The organism is Adhaeribacter aerolatus, assembly GCF_007991635.1.
GTDB lineage: Bacteria > Bacteroidota > Bacteroidia > Cytophagales > Hymenobacteraceae > Adhaeribacter > Adhaeribacter aerolatus.
Map to the genome: position 1 here is coordinate 323,013 of NZ_BJYS01000001.1, position 15,394 is coordinate 338,406.

At 45.6% G+C, this 15,394-nt stretch carries 8 protein-coding genes; 5 read left to right on the plus strand and 3 right to left on the minus strand.

All coding sequences use genetic code 11. The features are described 5' to 3' along the window. The first annotated feature begins 558 nt into the window (after positions 1–558). The 5 genes from AAE02nite_RS01365 (at position 559) to AAE02nite_RS01385 (ending at position 12,176) form a co-directional block, all read left to right on the plus strand. A complete protein-coding gene (locus AAE02nite_RS01365) occupies positions 559–891 on the plus strand; it encodes a hypothetical protein (protein WP_146894633.1) in 333 nt (110 codons plus the stop codon). A gap of 750 nt (positions 892–1,641) precedes the next feature. Next, a complete protein-coding gene (locus AAE02nite_RS01370; RefSeq protein WP_146894634.1) occupies positions 1,642–4,803 on the plus strand; it encodes a SusC/RagA family TonB-linked outer membrane protein in 3,162 nt (1,053 codons plus the stop codon). A gap of 12 nt (positions 4,804–4,815) precedes the next feature. Then, the gene (locus tag AAE02nite_RS01375; protein ID WP_146894635.1) at positions 4,816–6,513 is read left to right on the plus strand and encodes a RagB/SusD family nutrient uptake outer membrane protein; all 1,698 of its coding nucleotides are present in this window, start codon (positions 4,816–4,818) and stop codon (positions 6,511–6,513) included. Between the two features lie 120 nt (positions 6,514–6,633). Then, complete coding sequence (locus tag AAE02nite_RS01380; RefSeq protein ID WP_146894636.1) at positions 6,634–8,565, plus strand: heparinase II/III domain-containing protein; 1,932 nt, start codon at positions 6,634–6,636, stop codon at positions 8,563–8,565. Between the two features lie 1,172 nt (positions 8,566–9,737). Then, the gene (locus AAE02nite_RS01385; RefSeq protein WP_146894637.1) at positions 9,738–12,176 is read left to right on the plus strand and encodes a TonB-dependent receptor; all 2,439 of its coding nucleotides are present in this window, start codon (positions 9,738–9,740) and stop codon (positions 12,174–12,176) included. A gap of 82 nt (positions 12,177–12,258) precedes the next feature. Here AAE02nite_RS01385 and AAE02nite_RS01390 read toward each other — a convergent pair whose 3' ends face one another. From AAE02nite_RS01390 to AAE02nite_RS01400, 3 genes are all read right to left on the minus strand, one after another. Continuing rightward, positions 12,259–13,776, minus strand: a complete 1,518-nt coding sequence (locus tag AAE02nite_RS01390; protein ID WP_146894638.1) for a sulfatase family protein — start codon at positions 13,774–13,776, stop codon at positions 12,259–12,261. A gap of 104 nt (positions 13,777–13,880) precedes the next feature. After that, a complete protein-coding gene (locus AAE02nite_RS01395) occupies positions 13,881–14,582 on the minus strand; it encodes a 3-keto-disaccharide hydrolase (protein ID WP_246150717.1) in 702 nt (233 codons plus the stop codon). Between the two features lie 140 nt (positions 14,583–14,722). Beyond that, positions 14,723–15,391, minus strand: coding sequence for an LPXTG cell wall anchor domain-containing protein (locus tag AAE02nite_RS01400; RefSeq protein WP_146894639.1), 669 nt, complete (start codon positions 15,389–15,391; stop codon positions 14,723–14,725). Between the last annotated feature and the right edge of the window lie 3 nt (positions 15,392–15,394).

The window sequence follows — 15,394 nt, forward strand, 5'->3', positions numbered from 1 at the left end:
CCAACTAAATTTAGAAATTGGGACTTACCTATTTTTACAACCCGCTGCCTTAGTACCTACATCAATCCGTCATTATCCATGAACAGCAGCTACGTCGGAGATGAATTTAATTCGTGTTTATGGAAACTGTTTAACCCGTATATTTATATTTTTTTTATAATTATTTAAATATTAATCATTTTAAAACTATTCATTTACAGGTTCTGAAAGAGTTAATTTAAAATTCAACAACCAAAATATATTGATTTACGTATATTAATTATAAAAACAGTGGCAGTACTTGTTTTAACAAATAATTAATTAATTTTGGGTTGAATAATTCGGGTTAAAAATTGGCAGATTTTGAATGGAAATTTTCCAAAATATAGAAGCTTATCCACATTTAACCATAATAGTATTATTCAGAAAAAAATTTAAATTATTTTACCTAGCAAATATTGACATTGTTAACTTAATTATATATAATTGCATATATTTGGTTAAAGCTATAATTAAGAACCGAAAAATAAACACCTGATTAGAAAATTTAAGAAAGCAACCTTACAACCTTTTACGTCCATGAAAAAACTAATTACTTCCGTCTTTTTACTTTTAGTTTTAGTTTCTGCCCAGGCTGCCGATACGCCCGAGCAAATCAGAGCTAATGCTACCAAAACTACCCGCGAGCTAGCGCAAAAGCTGGGTTTTAACGAACAGGAGTACATCAAAGTAAAAGCTTACACCCTCGAAAAACTGATTGCTGTAAAAGAAGTGAGCCAGATGTATTCGAACGATGCAGATATGCGCAACAAGAAATTACAGGCTATTGAAGAAGAATACCAGAAAAATGTAGTAGCTGTACTGTCGCCAAAGCAAACCGAAAGCTTTATGGCACTGGTTAAAACCAACTAATATTGTCGCCCCTTACAACACACAACAAAACGGGAAACCTGCCTTAACGGGCAGGTTTTTTGTTTTTACACCTGTATACTTTATACGCGGCTATAAATTATAACTGGTCGCATTAAACGCAATTACCCGGTTTAATTGGTAGTGTATTTACCCCTAATAACTACTTAAAATAACCGGGCAAACCGGTACAATATAAGACCCGCCGGCAAAGAAAGAATAATACGAAACCAACAGTTGAAAACGTTCCCAAATTATATTTAATACTGCCGCTCCCCGCACTTTCTGATATAATATCCAACAATACCCTTATTTTGTTAAAATATTCAGCATTACCACTGCCCTTAATACAGAACGCTAAATTTTTAGTTTCTGACCTAATTAATTATCATTGCTTGCTCAATACAGTTGCTTTACATGCTTTAACGGTTTTCAGATAAGGGTTAGCCAATGCTACTTTCTTCGATAAATAAACCTGACATTTAATTACTTAAGAAGTAAGTAAGGCCATACTTATTCCTTTGCTTTAATATTTTGACACAGAAAAAATTATGTCTTCAGGCTATATGAAATATTGGAGTATATATTAATAAAAATGAACACCCTGCCGCTAAAGAACTAATACTCAGTCTTAAATCAGTTGCAGCAGAAACATTCACCCAGCAGAACCAATCAGGTTGGTCTTGGAAACAACTGTAACTAAGTTTTAAACCAATTCTAGTAAACTCACAAGCTTTCTTAAACAAATAACCTATGCACAAAACAAATTCTACTCGTCTAGGCAAATTCGGGTTAGCCACCGCACTGGTCTGCCTTTATTTATCGGGGGCTGTCCAGCCTCCGGCCATGGCTGTAGCCCGCAACGTTCCTGCACCAACCACCTTACTGGCTGCTTTACCGGTTGTGGATATCCGGGGCAAAGTAACCGATGACAAAGGCGAACCTCTGCCGGGTGTTACGGTAGTGGTAAGGGGCACTTCCAACGGTACGGCTACCGGCGCCGACGGTACGTTTACCTTAAATATACCCGAAACTGCCGGCACCCTGGTATTTTCTTATATTGGATACGTTACGCGCGAAATACCCCTCACCCCGGGTCAAACCAATATTAACGTAACCTTGCAGCCCGATGCTAAAGCCCTGGAAGAAGTAGTGGTGGTTGGTTACGGTACCCAGAAAAAAGAAAACCTGACCGGCGCCGTGGCCAGCGTAAATATGGCGGAACAAACGGAAAGCCGGCCGATTACATCTGTCTCTTCCGGTCTGGCCGGCTTGGCTTCCGGTTTATCGGTGAACCAAGGCAGTGGCCGCCCGGGCGGCGATGGTGCTACCTTGCGGGTACGGGGCCAGGGCACCCTGAATAATTCGGACCCGCTGGTAATTATTGATGGGGCCGTCGGCAACATGAACCACCTGAATCCGCAGGATATTGAAAGCATTTCGGTGTTAAAAGATGCAGCCTCTGCCGCCATTTACGGTTCGCGGGCTGCCAATGGCGTAGTTTTGATTACGACCAAAAAAGGGAAAGAAGGTGAATTTAAATTAAACTACAATTCTTTCTTCTCTACGGCCAAGCCATCTAACGTGGTAAAAACGGTTTCGAACTATGCCGATTACATGGAGCTGGTAAATGAAGGTTTCTCTAACTCTGACCCCAATGCCAAGCCCATTTTTTCGCAGGGTATGATTGATACCTGGCGGACCAACGAAGGCAAAGAGCCGCTGAAATATCCGAATACCGAATGGACCGACGCAGTTTTCCAGCCCAATTTAATTCAGAACCACAATCTTTCGTTTTCGGGCGGCTCCCAGACTACCCGCTTCTTCGGGTCTGTTGGGTACCTGAATAACCCGGGCATTATTGAGAAAGCCGGTTACCAGCGCTACAGCATGCGCCTGAACCTGGAAGCTAACCTGAAGCCCTGGCTGACAGTAGGGACCTTGCTGAACGGCATTGTGGCCAAAACCGATATTGGCACGAATATTCTGGAGGATGTATTTACTTTTGCCGGCGCCAGCACGCCCGGCCAGGTTTTAAGAGCCCCCGACGGACGATTTGGCAGTTCCAATAACCCCGAAGATGATCCGCAGGCCAATAATGTGCTGCACCGGCTGTATAGCCAGAAAGGCGATATCAGGCAAAATAAATTAACCAGTCGTTTTTTTGGCAAGCTCCAACCGCTGAAAGGCTTATCCATTGAAGGTTCTTTTAACTATGTTTTTGACGATCAGCTACGGTACCAGCAACCGGTATTTAACGACCGCTGGAACTTCCTGACCGATGCCGTAGCCACCGCCGGTACCGGCCGGAGTTCGGTCCAGAATCAGAATAACAAAAATTACCAGTATTACATGGATGGCCTGGTGCGTTACGACAAAACGTTTCTGGAACGCTTGGCCATGAACGTAATGGTGGGTGCCAGCCAGGAATATTACAAGGACAGCAATTTCAGCGCGAGCAAACTGGATTTAATCGACCCAACGCTGAGTGTGATTGATGCGGGCACCATGGATGCGGCTGCCGGCGGAAACGCCACCGACTGGGCCATGCGCTCTTACTTTGGCCGGCTTAACCTGGTATTGGACGATAAATATTTATTTGAAGCCAACCTCAGAAGAGACGGAACCTCCCGCTTTGCTACCGGTTCGAGCCGGTGGGGCATGTTCCCTTCTTTTTCGGCGGGCTGGCGAATCTCCGAAGAATCTTTTTACAACCTGGCCTGGATGCCTGACTTAAAGGTACGGGCGTCTTATGGCTCTTTGGGTAATAACGCCGTTGGCAATTACGAATATCAGGCGGTTTACAATGCCGCCAATTATATTCTGAACAATAATTTATTCGTAGGTTTTGCCCAAACGGCTCTCTCCAACGCGGCTTTAACCTGGGAAAGCACCTACATTGCCAACCTGGGGTTAGACTTTGGCTTGTTTAACAATAAATTAAACGGCTCTCTGGATGTATTCGATAAAAGAACCAAGAATATTTTAATTGATTTACCGGCCCCGCTGGTAGTGGGCAATGCATCTATACCCAAACAAAATGCGGCGGAAGTACAAAACCGGGGCGTGGAGCTTAACTTGACTTACCGCGATCAGGTGGGCGATTTTAAGTACAACATTGGTGGCAACTTCAGTTTTGTAGATAATAAAGTTACCAAATACAAAGGCGACGAGCGCACCATTAACGGTTCTAACCTGATTCAGGAAGGCTACGCTATTAACACCCAATATATTCTGGCCGTCGAACGGATTATCCAAACCGATGGCGACCTGGGCCTGGTACAGTATATGATCGACAATGCGCCCGTAGACCCGGCAACGGGCCAGAAACGCAATCCCTTTGCGGCTTATGGTACACCTAAACTGGGTGATATCATGTATAAAGATTTAAACAATGATGGCCTCATCAACGATGCTGACCGTTACACCGTTGGCCATGGCACCGCACCGCGCATTTTCTACGGCTTTAACCTGGGCTTCGACTGGAAGAACTTCGACTTTTCGGCTTTGTTGCAGGGCGCCTCGGGGCTGCAAACCATCTGGACGGATATTTACCATACTACCGGTGTACGGTGGGGTTATCAGATAAACCAGGAAGTGGCCGATGGCCGGTGGTATACCGGCCGCACCGATGCGACTTACCCCCGCTTGCTCAATTATACCGATGCCCGCAACACCCGCGCCAGCGATTTCTGGCTACAGAACCGGTCCTACCTGCGCCTGAAAAATGTGCAGTTAGGCTATACCATTCCTAAAGCAGTAACCGAAAAAATAAAAGTTTCATCGTTACGGGTTTACGGCAGCCTGGAAAACTACCTGACTTTTACAGATTACAAAGGGTTCGACCCCGAAGTAAACGGTGTACAATATCCTACACTTAAACAGGCTTTGCTGGGCATTAACCTTAATTTTTAAGAAGGAAAAATCATGAAGAAATTACTTTATTTAATATTAATAATAACTACTACCGGTTGTTACGAACTAGATACCCAACCTTACGACAAAGTAAGTGCCGGTACGTTTTGGAAAACTGAGGCCCACGCCCTGCAGGGCATGATGGGGGTATATGCCGATATGAAAGACTCCAATCTTTTTGGCTTATATTTCATGTTTGATAACCTGACCGATATTGCGCTGGGTTATGACCCGCAGGGGCTAGGGGACATAATAAATGGCAATTTTACCGACCGGACGGGCATTGTCGTTAATCGTTGGCGGAGTGGCTTCGACGGCATACAACGCGCCAATGCCGCTATTGCAAACATATCTAAAATGGATATACCCGAGGAGTCGAAGAAGGTGTTTATCGCCGAAGCTCGCTTTTTGCGTGGGTTATATTACTTCCAACTAATGAACTTGTTTGGCGGCGTGCCGCTCTACAACGAAACCGTAGACCTGAACCGCGACTTCAACCAACTTTTACTGCCCCGAAACACTGAAGCAGACGTGCGGACGTTTGTGCTGGCCGATCTGACCGCTGCCATAGAAGGTTTGCCGGTGTCGCACCCGGCTGTCCAACTCGGCCGGGCAACCAAAGGCGCTGCTTATGCGCTCCGGGGCAAGGTATACCTGTACAACAAAGATTGGGCAAAAGCTACCCAGGACTTTGAAGAAATTGTTTACAACAAGTCTAATAATTACGGCTACGAGCTCTACCCCAATTATGCCGGCTTATTTAAACCAACCGGGCACAATAGCAAAGAAATGATCTTTGCCATCCAGAACAAAGGCGGCGTTGGCTTTCCGTATGGTATGCCATTAGCACATTACCTGGGTACCCGCTCTACCTTTGGCAGCGATTGGAATAACGGCATGCCCAGCACCCGGCTGGCCGATATGTACGAAAACAAAGACGGCACTCCTTTTAACTGGGATGAACACTTTCCGGGTTATACCACCAACAACACCGTTAAAAGAGCAGCCATGATGGCCACCCAGCAAAATGGCCGGTTAACCTCCATACCGGACACCGCTAAACTGGGGCAAATTTACCGGAACCGCGACCCGCGCATGACGCAAACGCTGGTAGTACCTTACTCCTGGCAGTTGGGCTGGAATGCCAACGCGCCGCGTCCGATGCAGTTGGTATTGGCTACCGGCGTAAACGAAAATTTTGGGCAAATCCGTAATAACCGGGGCTGGCTTACTTACGTGTGGCGCAAGTTTGTACCAGAAGGTAACCTGAATGGTGACTTAACCGACCGGGCCCATACGCCTATCAATTTCCCGCTTATCCGGTTAGGCGATGTATTGCTGATGCTGGCAGAAGCCTATAACGAAACCGGGCAACTAAGCAAAGCCATTGTGGAGTTAAACAAGGTACGGGCCCGGTCGGCCATGCCCGGCTTAAACAGCGGTAAACCGGCTTTAGCAGTAAACAGTAAAGCCGACATGACCCAACGCATTATTCACGAACGGGCCGTAGAACTCGCCAGCGAAGGACACCGCTATTTCGACCTGAAAAGATGGGGACTGTTGAAGACCAATACCCAGGGCGTAATAGAGAAAAGCATTGTCGGCGATAACCTCCTGACGCGTAATTTTCAGGACCGGCACGTTATCTGGCCTATACCCGCCCAGGAAATAGAAACCAACCCGGCACTTGAGCAAAATACCAGTTGGTAAACAGTAGCATTTAAGACAGGGAGCCGGATCGGCTCCCTGTTTTTTCATAGCCGATGCCCGGCTTTTGCCTTACTTTTTAACAGTTATTCCTTTTCTGCCTGGTTAAAATATTAAATAATTATGTATAAAACGCTGGTTATTCTTCTTTTTATCAGCTTGTGCTCCCGCCTGGGTTTCGGGTACGAAAAACGCAACCTATTACAAAAAAAAGCAAGTAAAGAGCAGGTTCTGGCCTTGGTACTGCCGGATAAGCAATGGGTAAAATATCCGGCTTATACCGACCGGGCCGGCTGGAACCAGTTGTCGGGCAAGTTTCGTGCAACACAAATTAAAGAAGCCGAAAAATACCTGGATTATGAATGGAAGGTAGTAAAAGCAACCGATTATCTGGCGTTTGAAAAGAGCGGCTCCCGCACTATTATGGAAGCACCATTCGGGGCCAATAGTTCGGCGCTGAGCGCTTTGGTGCTGGCCGAATTATGCGAAGGACAAGGCCGGTTTATACCCCAGATTATTAACGGGGTTTGGGTATTTTCCGAAATGACTTCTTGGGCGCTATCGGCTCATTTGGGCGCTTACCAAACGTCTAAACGCGCTTTACCAGATTACCAGGAACACGTAATAGACCTGACTGCCGGCGATATTGGTTCTTTGCTTTCGTGGATCCATTATTTCTTTAAAGAGCCCTTCGATAAAGTAAACCCCGTAATTGCTAAACGCCTGAAGCAAACTTTACAGGAACGGGTGCTGGATACCTATATGCAGCGGAGCGATTTCTGGTGGCAGGCTTTTAATTTAAAACCCGGTGGAATGGTAAACAACTGGAACCCCTGGTGCAATTTTAATGTGCTTACCTGCTTTCTGCTGATAGAAGATAATCCGGAAAAATTAGCCGCCGGGGTACACCGCACCATGGCCTCGGTAGATGAATTTATTAACTATACCAAAACCGATGGCGCCTGCGAAGAAGGCCCTTCTTACTGGGGACACGCCGCCGGAAAGCTCTACGATTACCTGCAACTCCTCAGTTATGCCACCAGCGGCCGGATTTCTATCTTCGATCAGCCCATTGTCAAAAACATGGGCGAATATATTGCCAATTCGTATGTGGGCGATGGCTGGGTGGTAAATTTTGCCGATGCCTCGGCCAAAGGCGGCGGAGATGCCGGGCTCATTTACCGTTATGGCCAGGCCGTAAACAGCCAAACCATGCAGCACTTTGCTGCCTACCTGCACCAAAAGAAAAGCAATACAGTAATAAATATTGGCCGCGACCTGTTTCGCGCCCTGGAAGAACTTCGCTACAATGCCGCGTTAGCTAAAACCTCGCCTGCCCTGCCCGCCTACACCACGGTATGGTACCCCGAAACAGAATTTTGTTATATGAAAAATAAAGCTGGTTTTTTCTTTGCCGGCAAAGGGGGTTTTAACGCCGAAAGCCATAACCACAACGATGTGGGCACCTTTTCGCTTTACCTGAACAAAGTGCCGGTTTTCATAGATGCCGGGGTAGGCACCTATACCCGCCAGACGTTCAGCAGCGAACGTTACACTATCTGGACTATGCAAAGCAATTACCACAACCTGCCCATGATTAATGGTACGCCACAGGCATTCGGGCCTGATTACCGCTCCCGTTCGGTTGCGTTTGATCCCCGGAAGCAAATTTTTGCCTTGGATATTGCCGGTAGCTACCCCGAAAGCGCGGCCGTAAAACGCTGGCAGCGGTCTTATACCCTAACACCAAACGAAGGCTTAACCATACAAGACGATTTTGAATTAAAAAAGGCCAAAACCCCCAATCAAATTAATTTCCTGGTTTGGCAGCAACCGGATATTTCCAGCAGCGGCATTATCCGTTTAGCAGCCGGAGACAAAAAAGTTAGCCTGACCTACGATCCAAAACAGTTTAAAGCCCAAACCGAAGCAATAGCGTTAGACGATAAAAGGCTCTCGCAGGTATGGGGAGATAAAATTTACCGCCTGTCTCTCATAGCCACTAAAACCACCAAGAAAGGGCAATATTTATTTAAAATTTCGGAAGCGCACTAATATAATTAAATATTAAACCCGGGTATGGGGTTTCTCTTCAACGCTATTCTGCTGTACTTGCCCAGCAGGAATTAAAGAAACCTTATAATTTAGTAATATTAGGAAGAATAATAATGCAGGCAAACAGGAAACATCTCATCCCCCAACCTTATCTCCTCAGGGCGAAGGGGAGCTCCGGTAACGCTTGTTTCAAGCCAAAAGCTTTTAGCAACAGCAGAAATTTTGGACTGTAAAGTATTATATCGTGGATGCAGTAAATTCCTTTGAAACTACTTTGTCATTTATTACTGCCATCGGAACAAAAGGGTTCGTTACTCCATTCTCTATTAAAACTTTCTTCAACTACCATTAAACTGCGTTATTACTATAGCTGTAAGACTAATCAAAGTCCCTCTCCTTTTTTTAGGAGAGGGATTTAGGGTGAGGTCCTCGCCTAACCGTATTTATTTAACCATCAACTAAAATATTGCCGCCCCTTGTATTGCCAACAGCCACTTTCCCCGCAGCTCCCAAGGGCATAAATAATTTCGGAATAGGAAAGCCGCTAACATAATTCCTACAACTTTCCACCATTCCGCCCTTCGCAAAGTACGGCTATTAACCTCCACCCACTACTCCTTTCAATACCCTTACAATTAGCTTCCTACCGTCGGCATTTTACCCCGAAAATCCTACCGTTCGTCCCCTTAATTCCGCTATTCGGACAAAACCGCTTTTAAATAGCGGTGGTGCATCGGAATATTGTACCATCCAACCCGGCTATAAGCGTACCTGGTTGCTTCGGCCAGCGGCTAAAACTACCGGCAGCGCTACTTTTTATTTTCGCCCGGAAGAGAACAAGTCGGTAACTTTTTTAAAAGAAAGCAGTGTGCTTGTTTCGGGAACCAGATTTCTACCCTGCTAAAAATTAAAATATGTTGGTGCAGGCAACGACTTAAGCCTGGCTTGCATCTGCCTTAACAAGGCAAACCGGCCAAATTAAAGTTGGTAACAATACCCGGGTTTTATTAGCCGGCAATGTTCGGAAACGAACGAAAAGTGTATTATTTCCGAACACAATTTACGAGTACTTACCCGATATAACACTCAGAAACAACCTTTTACATTATGGCACAATGCTAGTTTAACTAAGTTTAATTCGTTTCACCCGAACCCTTAATAATAAATACACTATGAAAATTTGGTACCCTCGTCTGATTTTATTTTTCTTCCTGGCAAGCACGCACCTGGTTCTTGCCCAGGCTACCGGTAGCCTGACAGGTAAGCTGCAGGATAGCAAAGGCGCTGCCGTTGGTTTTGCCAATGTGGCCGTACTGCGCACCTCCGATTCGGTGGCGGTAACGGGCGCTATTACCGATGCAGCTGGTAATTTTGCCATTAAAACCCCGATTGCCGGCAAATATTTGCTGCGGGTAAGTTTAATTGGCTATGCCAATACCAATACCCCACCATTTGAGGTAACCGACGAAAACTTTTCGAAAAATTTCGGCACCCTGACCCTGAAAGAAAACACCAAACAATTGGCCGAAGTAAAAGTACAGGCCCTGCGCCCTACCATTACCCAGGAGGCCGATAAGATGGTAGTGAGCGTGGAAGGTACCGCCCTGGCCGCCGGCAGCACGGCATACGATGTACTGGCCAAATCGCCGGGCGTATTTATTGATCAGGATGGCAATATTCAGCTGAACGGCAAATCGGGCATCCGGATTATGCTCGACGGCAAACTGACTTATTTGTCAGGCAAGGAACTGCAAACCATGCTGCAGGGCATGTCGGCCGAAAACCTGAAAGATTTGGAAATAATTTCCAACCCTTCGGCCAAATACGATGCCGAAGGCACTGCCGGTATAATTAATATTAATTTAAAGAAAAACGACCTGACCGGCATTAACGGCAGCGTATACGGGGGCTTGCAGTACAATGGGCTGCAAGGCTTTTCGGGCGGCGGCAATATTAATTACAAAAAAGGCAATTGGAGTTCTTTTGCTAATTTGGATGTAGCCCGCCGTACCCAGTTGCGTATTGCTACCTTTACCCGCTTGTTCAAAAACGGAGAACGCAGCACCAACTTCGACCAGGACGCTCGCGAAGAAGGCATCCGCGATATTCCCACGTTGCGCTTAGGCACCGACTACGATATAAATAAAAAACACAGCTTAGGCGTTATGGCCAATCTGATGTTGTTCCGGGCCGATAACGATTTCCGGACCGATACCTACCTGCGCAACGGCAATGCCCAGCAAGACTCTTTAACCCAGGCTACTAACCTCATAAACGGCAGCTTTTACAACACCACTTTTAATGCGCACTACATAGGTAAATTAGATACTGCCGGCACCACGCTCACCGCCGATTTAGATTATGTGGCCCTACACGACAAAAGAGAAGCCGAATTTATTAATTATACCAAAAAGATAACTGACCCCGGTTTAGGTCGCTTGGATTTGCTCACCAGCGAAAACCGGCCCATGTTTAATATTTATTCGGCCAAAGTAGATTTTACCAAACCGCTGAATAAAAACACAAAATTTGAACTGGGTGCCAAAGCCAGCCATGTAACCTCCGACAGCAACTTAAAGTTTTTTAATTACCCTGACGAAGTAAAAACGCCAGATGTAAGAAAGAGCAACCATTTTATTTACAAAGAGAATATTTTTGCCGGCTACGCTAACTTTAGTACCAACTTCGGCGAAAGATTTAAAATACAAGCCGGTTTACGGGCCGAGAAAACCGATGCCAAAGGTTACTCTGTTACTACCGATTCTACCAACGCCCGCAACTACTTAAATTTATTCCCAAGCTTGTTTATTACTCAGAAAGTAAACAAGGATTACCAGGTTACTTACAACTACAGCCGCCGCATTAACCGGCCCCGCTACGAATCGCTGAACCCCTTCGTGTTCTACCTCGATAAATATACTTACGCCAGTGGCAATCCTTATTTGCGGCCACAATACACCAACTCGTTCCAGGTGGTGCAAATGTTTAAAAACACTTATAACCTAACGCTGGGCTACGCCATCACTAACGATTTTATGGCCGAAATTCCGGAACAGTTTGTAGAAACGCGTATCACGGTTTTCCAGCAACGCAACGTAGATGAGTTTAAAGATTTAAGCGCTACGCTGGTGGCCCCGATTAAAGTATCAGCTAAATGGGATATCAGTAATAACCTGACTTTATCGCACCAGGATTACACCATTATGATGAATGAAAAGGCCATGCGCAACGAGCAACTCTTCTTCTACGCCCAGTCTACGAGCAATATTCAACTGCCGCAAAAATTCCGGCTGGAGTTAAATGGCGTTTACCAGGGTGCCTCGGCTTATGGGTTGTACAAAATAGGTGCTAACTGGGGTGTAGATGCCGGTATTAAGAAAACTTTCCTGACGGATAAACTTGAAGCCAGCCTGAATGTAACCGATATTTTCCGGACCCGCCGGATAATTGGCAAAGCCAACTACAACGGCAATATTAATGAGTTTAACCAATATTTTGGTCAGCAAAGCGTACGTTTTAACCTGCGTTACCGCTTTAACAAAGGCAGCCAGTTCGAAGCTAAAAAACGTAACACCAACCTGGAAGAATTGAACCGCGCCGGCGGCAATTAAGAAGAAATATTCATTCAACTTAAACCTCACAGGCCCAAAAGCCTTGTGAGGTTTTGTATTTTATTTCAAATTATTACCGTTATTATCGGATTGACTTTTCTGGCAATTCCGCTTTAATACCTTCATCAACCGGCATTTTATCGGGGTTAGCGCCGGCATTTTGCAGCAACTGGGCTAATTGGTTTTTCATTTCTGCTACCTTGGCCGCGTACTTTGGGTCGTTAATCAGGTTTTTGTTTTCGCCCGGATCAACGGCCAGGTGATACAGTTCTGCTAGATGTTTATCGGGGCTGCCGTCGCCGGTGGGGTAATGCATATACTTCCATTGGTCGGTGCGAATGCCGCGTACGTTGGGCGTATACGGGAACTGCTTCTCGTAATTATATTCGTAAAACCAGGCCGTGCGCCAGTTAGCTGTATCTCCCTGCACTAAGTTCTTAAAAGATTGTCCGTGGATATTTTGCAACGCCGGAGCGCCGCATAGTTCCAGAATAGTAGGGGCAATATCCAGGGTTAAGACTTGCTTATTTACCTCCACCGGCTTATCTGCGGGCGTTAAACCGGGGTACCGAATTACCAACGGAATGCGGATACTGGGTTCGTGCATGGTGCGCTTATCTACCATGCCGTGTTCGCCGTTCAGCAAACCATTATCGGAAGTAAAAATAAAAATGGTGTTATCCAATTCGCCTTTTTCCTGCAGGGTTCGGTAAATCTCGCCTACACTAACATCTACCGAAAGAATAGTAGCCCAATAGGCCTGCACCATGTTCTGGAAATCTTTTACCGCCGCCGCCGAAGAATCCGGGAAGTTCTTCCGCCACTCGAACAGCGGGCCGTAAATGCCGTGCCAGGTAGGCCGCCGCTGAGCAATCCAGTTAGGCTTATCTTCTAAATTGAAAGCACTTTCGGGGTAGGTAATGCGGACGTTATCAAAAGCTTGGGCGTATTTGGGTTCGGGCGTGTAAAAGCTGTGGGGCGCTTTATGGCCCAAAATGAGCATAAACGGTTTAGCATGTTCCTTTTGTAGCCAATCGGTGGCCAATTTAGAAACTACGGTGGTGTAATAACCTTTTATCGGCTTAGCGCCTGCCCCGTTTACGTTAAATTCGGTGTCGTAATATTTTCCCTGGCCCTTGTGGGTGACAAAATAATCGAAACCGGGCCGCGGCTCGTCGTTCTCTTCGCCCATGTGCCACTTCCCGATATAAGCTGTTTCGTAACCTTGCTTTTGCAAGACGCTCGGGAAGCTGGGTAAGTTGGCGGGATACTCTGTAAAATTATTAACTACTCCGTGCGCGTGGGCATACTGGCCGCTGAGAATAGAAGCGCGGCTGGGCGAACAAAGCGAAGTAGTACAAAAATAGTTTTTAAAATTAACACCTTCCGCCGCCAGTTTATCAATATGGGGTGTTTTCAGGTGCGGATTACCGTTCACGCTTAGGGCATCCCAGCGCTGGTCGTCGGTTAAAATAAGCACCACATTCGGACGTCGCCCCTTCTCCGCAACATTATCTTTTCCGCGGCCGCATCCAAAGCCTACTACAAATAAGATTAAACCGATGCCAAATTTAACCGCCAAACCAGTCTTTAATTTCATATTGAATATTTCCTGATTAGATAATCTTAAAAGTATGATTAAAAAAGAACACTACCGGTAGCCAAGTAGCTGCCTACTACCGGAAATAAACCGAAATAAAATAATTATTCCTGTAAATCGGCAGGTAATTCTTTGATGGCAATATTCCGGAACCGATGCTGGGCACCGGGTGCCCAGGAATCCAGAATATTCCAGCCCAGTTCTGCGGGCGAATACAAGGTAGTCCAGTGCGATTGAAAACCAATCATGCCGGTAGTGACACCGGCGGTAAAATCATTCTTGGGTTGCTTAACGTCCCACATCTGCTCGCCATTAATCCAAAGGGTAATATGCGGAATATCCCCTACCATGCGGATCCGAAAGGAATTCCAGTCGTTGGGCCGCCATACTTTAGCCCGGTCGGTAGCTTGCATGCTTTTGCTTACCGGCATCCGCTCGCCCAATAAATTGCCCGTACTGTTGGCGGCATCATCCAGTTCAATCTGGTAAGCAATGCCGCTTTCGGAGGAGCGGATAAATATACCGCCGTTGGTAAAAGAATCAATTTTCGCTTCGAGATACAATTCAAAATTCTTGTATTTCTTATCCGATAACAACACGCCGCCCTGGCCGAATGGCTGCTGCGTAAGGACGATGGCGCCATCTTCTACCCGAACATCTGGTGTGGTGCCCTGGTGCGTGGTGCGGCTGATGTGCCAGCCTTTTAAGTTCTTGCCGTTAAATATCTGTTTGAAGCCAGCCGGGATTTGGGCCATTGTGCAGTTGGTTAGCAGCAAAAGAATAAGCAGGTTCAGGAGTAGTTTCAAAAGCTTTTGGGTAATAATTTTAGTAATACGTTATAAGTTGTAAGTATTAAGTTACATACCTTTTTGATCGTGTCAGTTTCTGACTGGTATATATTTAAATAGGAAGTCTATGACTTCCGGAAGTTAAAAACTTCCTGTTATCAAAAGACACAAGTTGCGCTTCGATAAACTTGCGCCAGGGTAGGTAAAATTTTATTTCGTCTTCTAAATATAATGTATAACAATATAATCAATAAGGCTAGAGCCAAAAGGACATATACATAATTCTTGTTAACTCCCACAATATTTAATTCTCCTGTCTCCAAATCGACTGCCCAAGTGTTAGAATCCCTTGTGTTGATAATCAACTGCTGGGCGGCTCCATTTGCGTAGTGATAGCCTTTATCGTCCAGCCATAACTGGTGGGAAGAGGTCTGTTGAAGAACCGATATAGGTATGCCAAACTTATCACCTGTGATTATGATGGGAGTTCTATTTCTTCTGTATACTTCTACTACTGGTGAATCAGAGTAGTACCAGTAATTAACATAGGAGAAGTATTTACCATTATTAGACAGCTTGCCTTCAGGATATCCAGTTGGGTTAATTTGCTGCTCCCAAAGCTCGGTACTATCCTTTGTGTAAACTGTTAATGCCCACTTACGCTCCCAAGGTGATTTTGTGGTATCATTGTCACCAAAGTGAATCCAAGAGAAGATGCCCCCGTTTTCAGATACTATCTTATATGGAGTCCAAGAGGGAGGCTCATCAGCATATGCCTTCACTACAAGGAACATCAGAGTAAAAAGTACAGAGAGGGCATTCTTCATGAT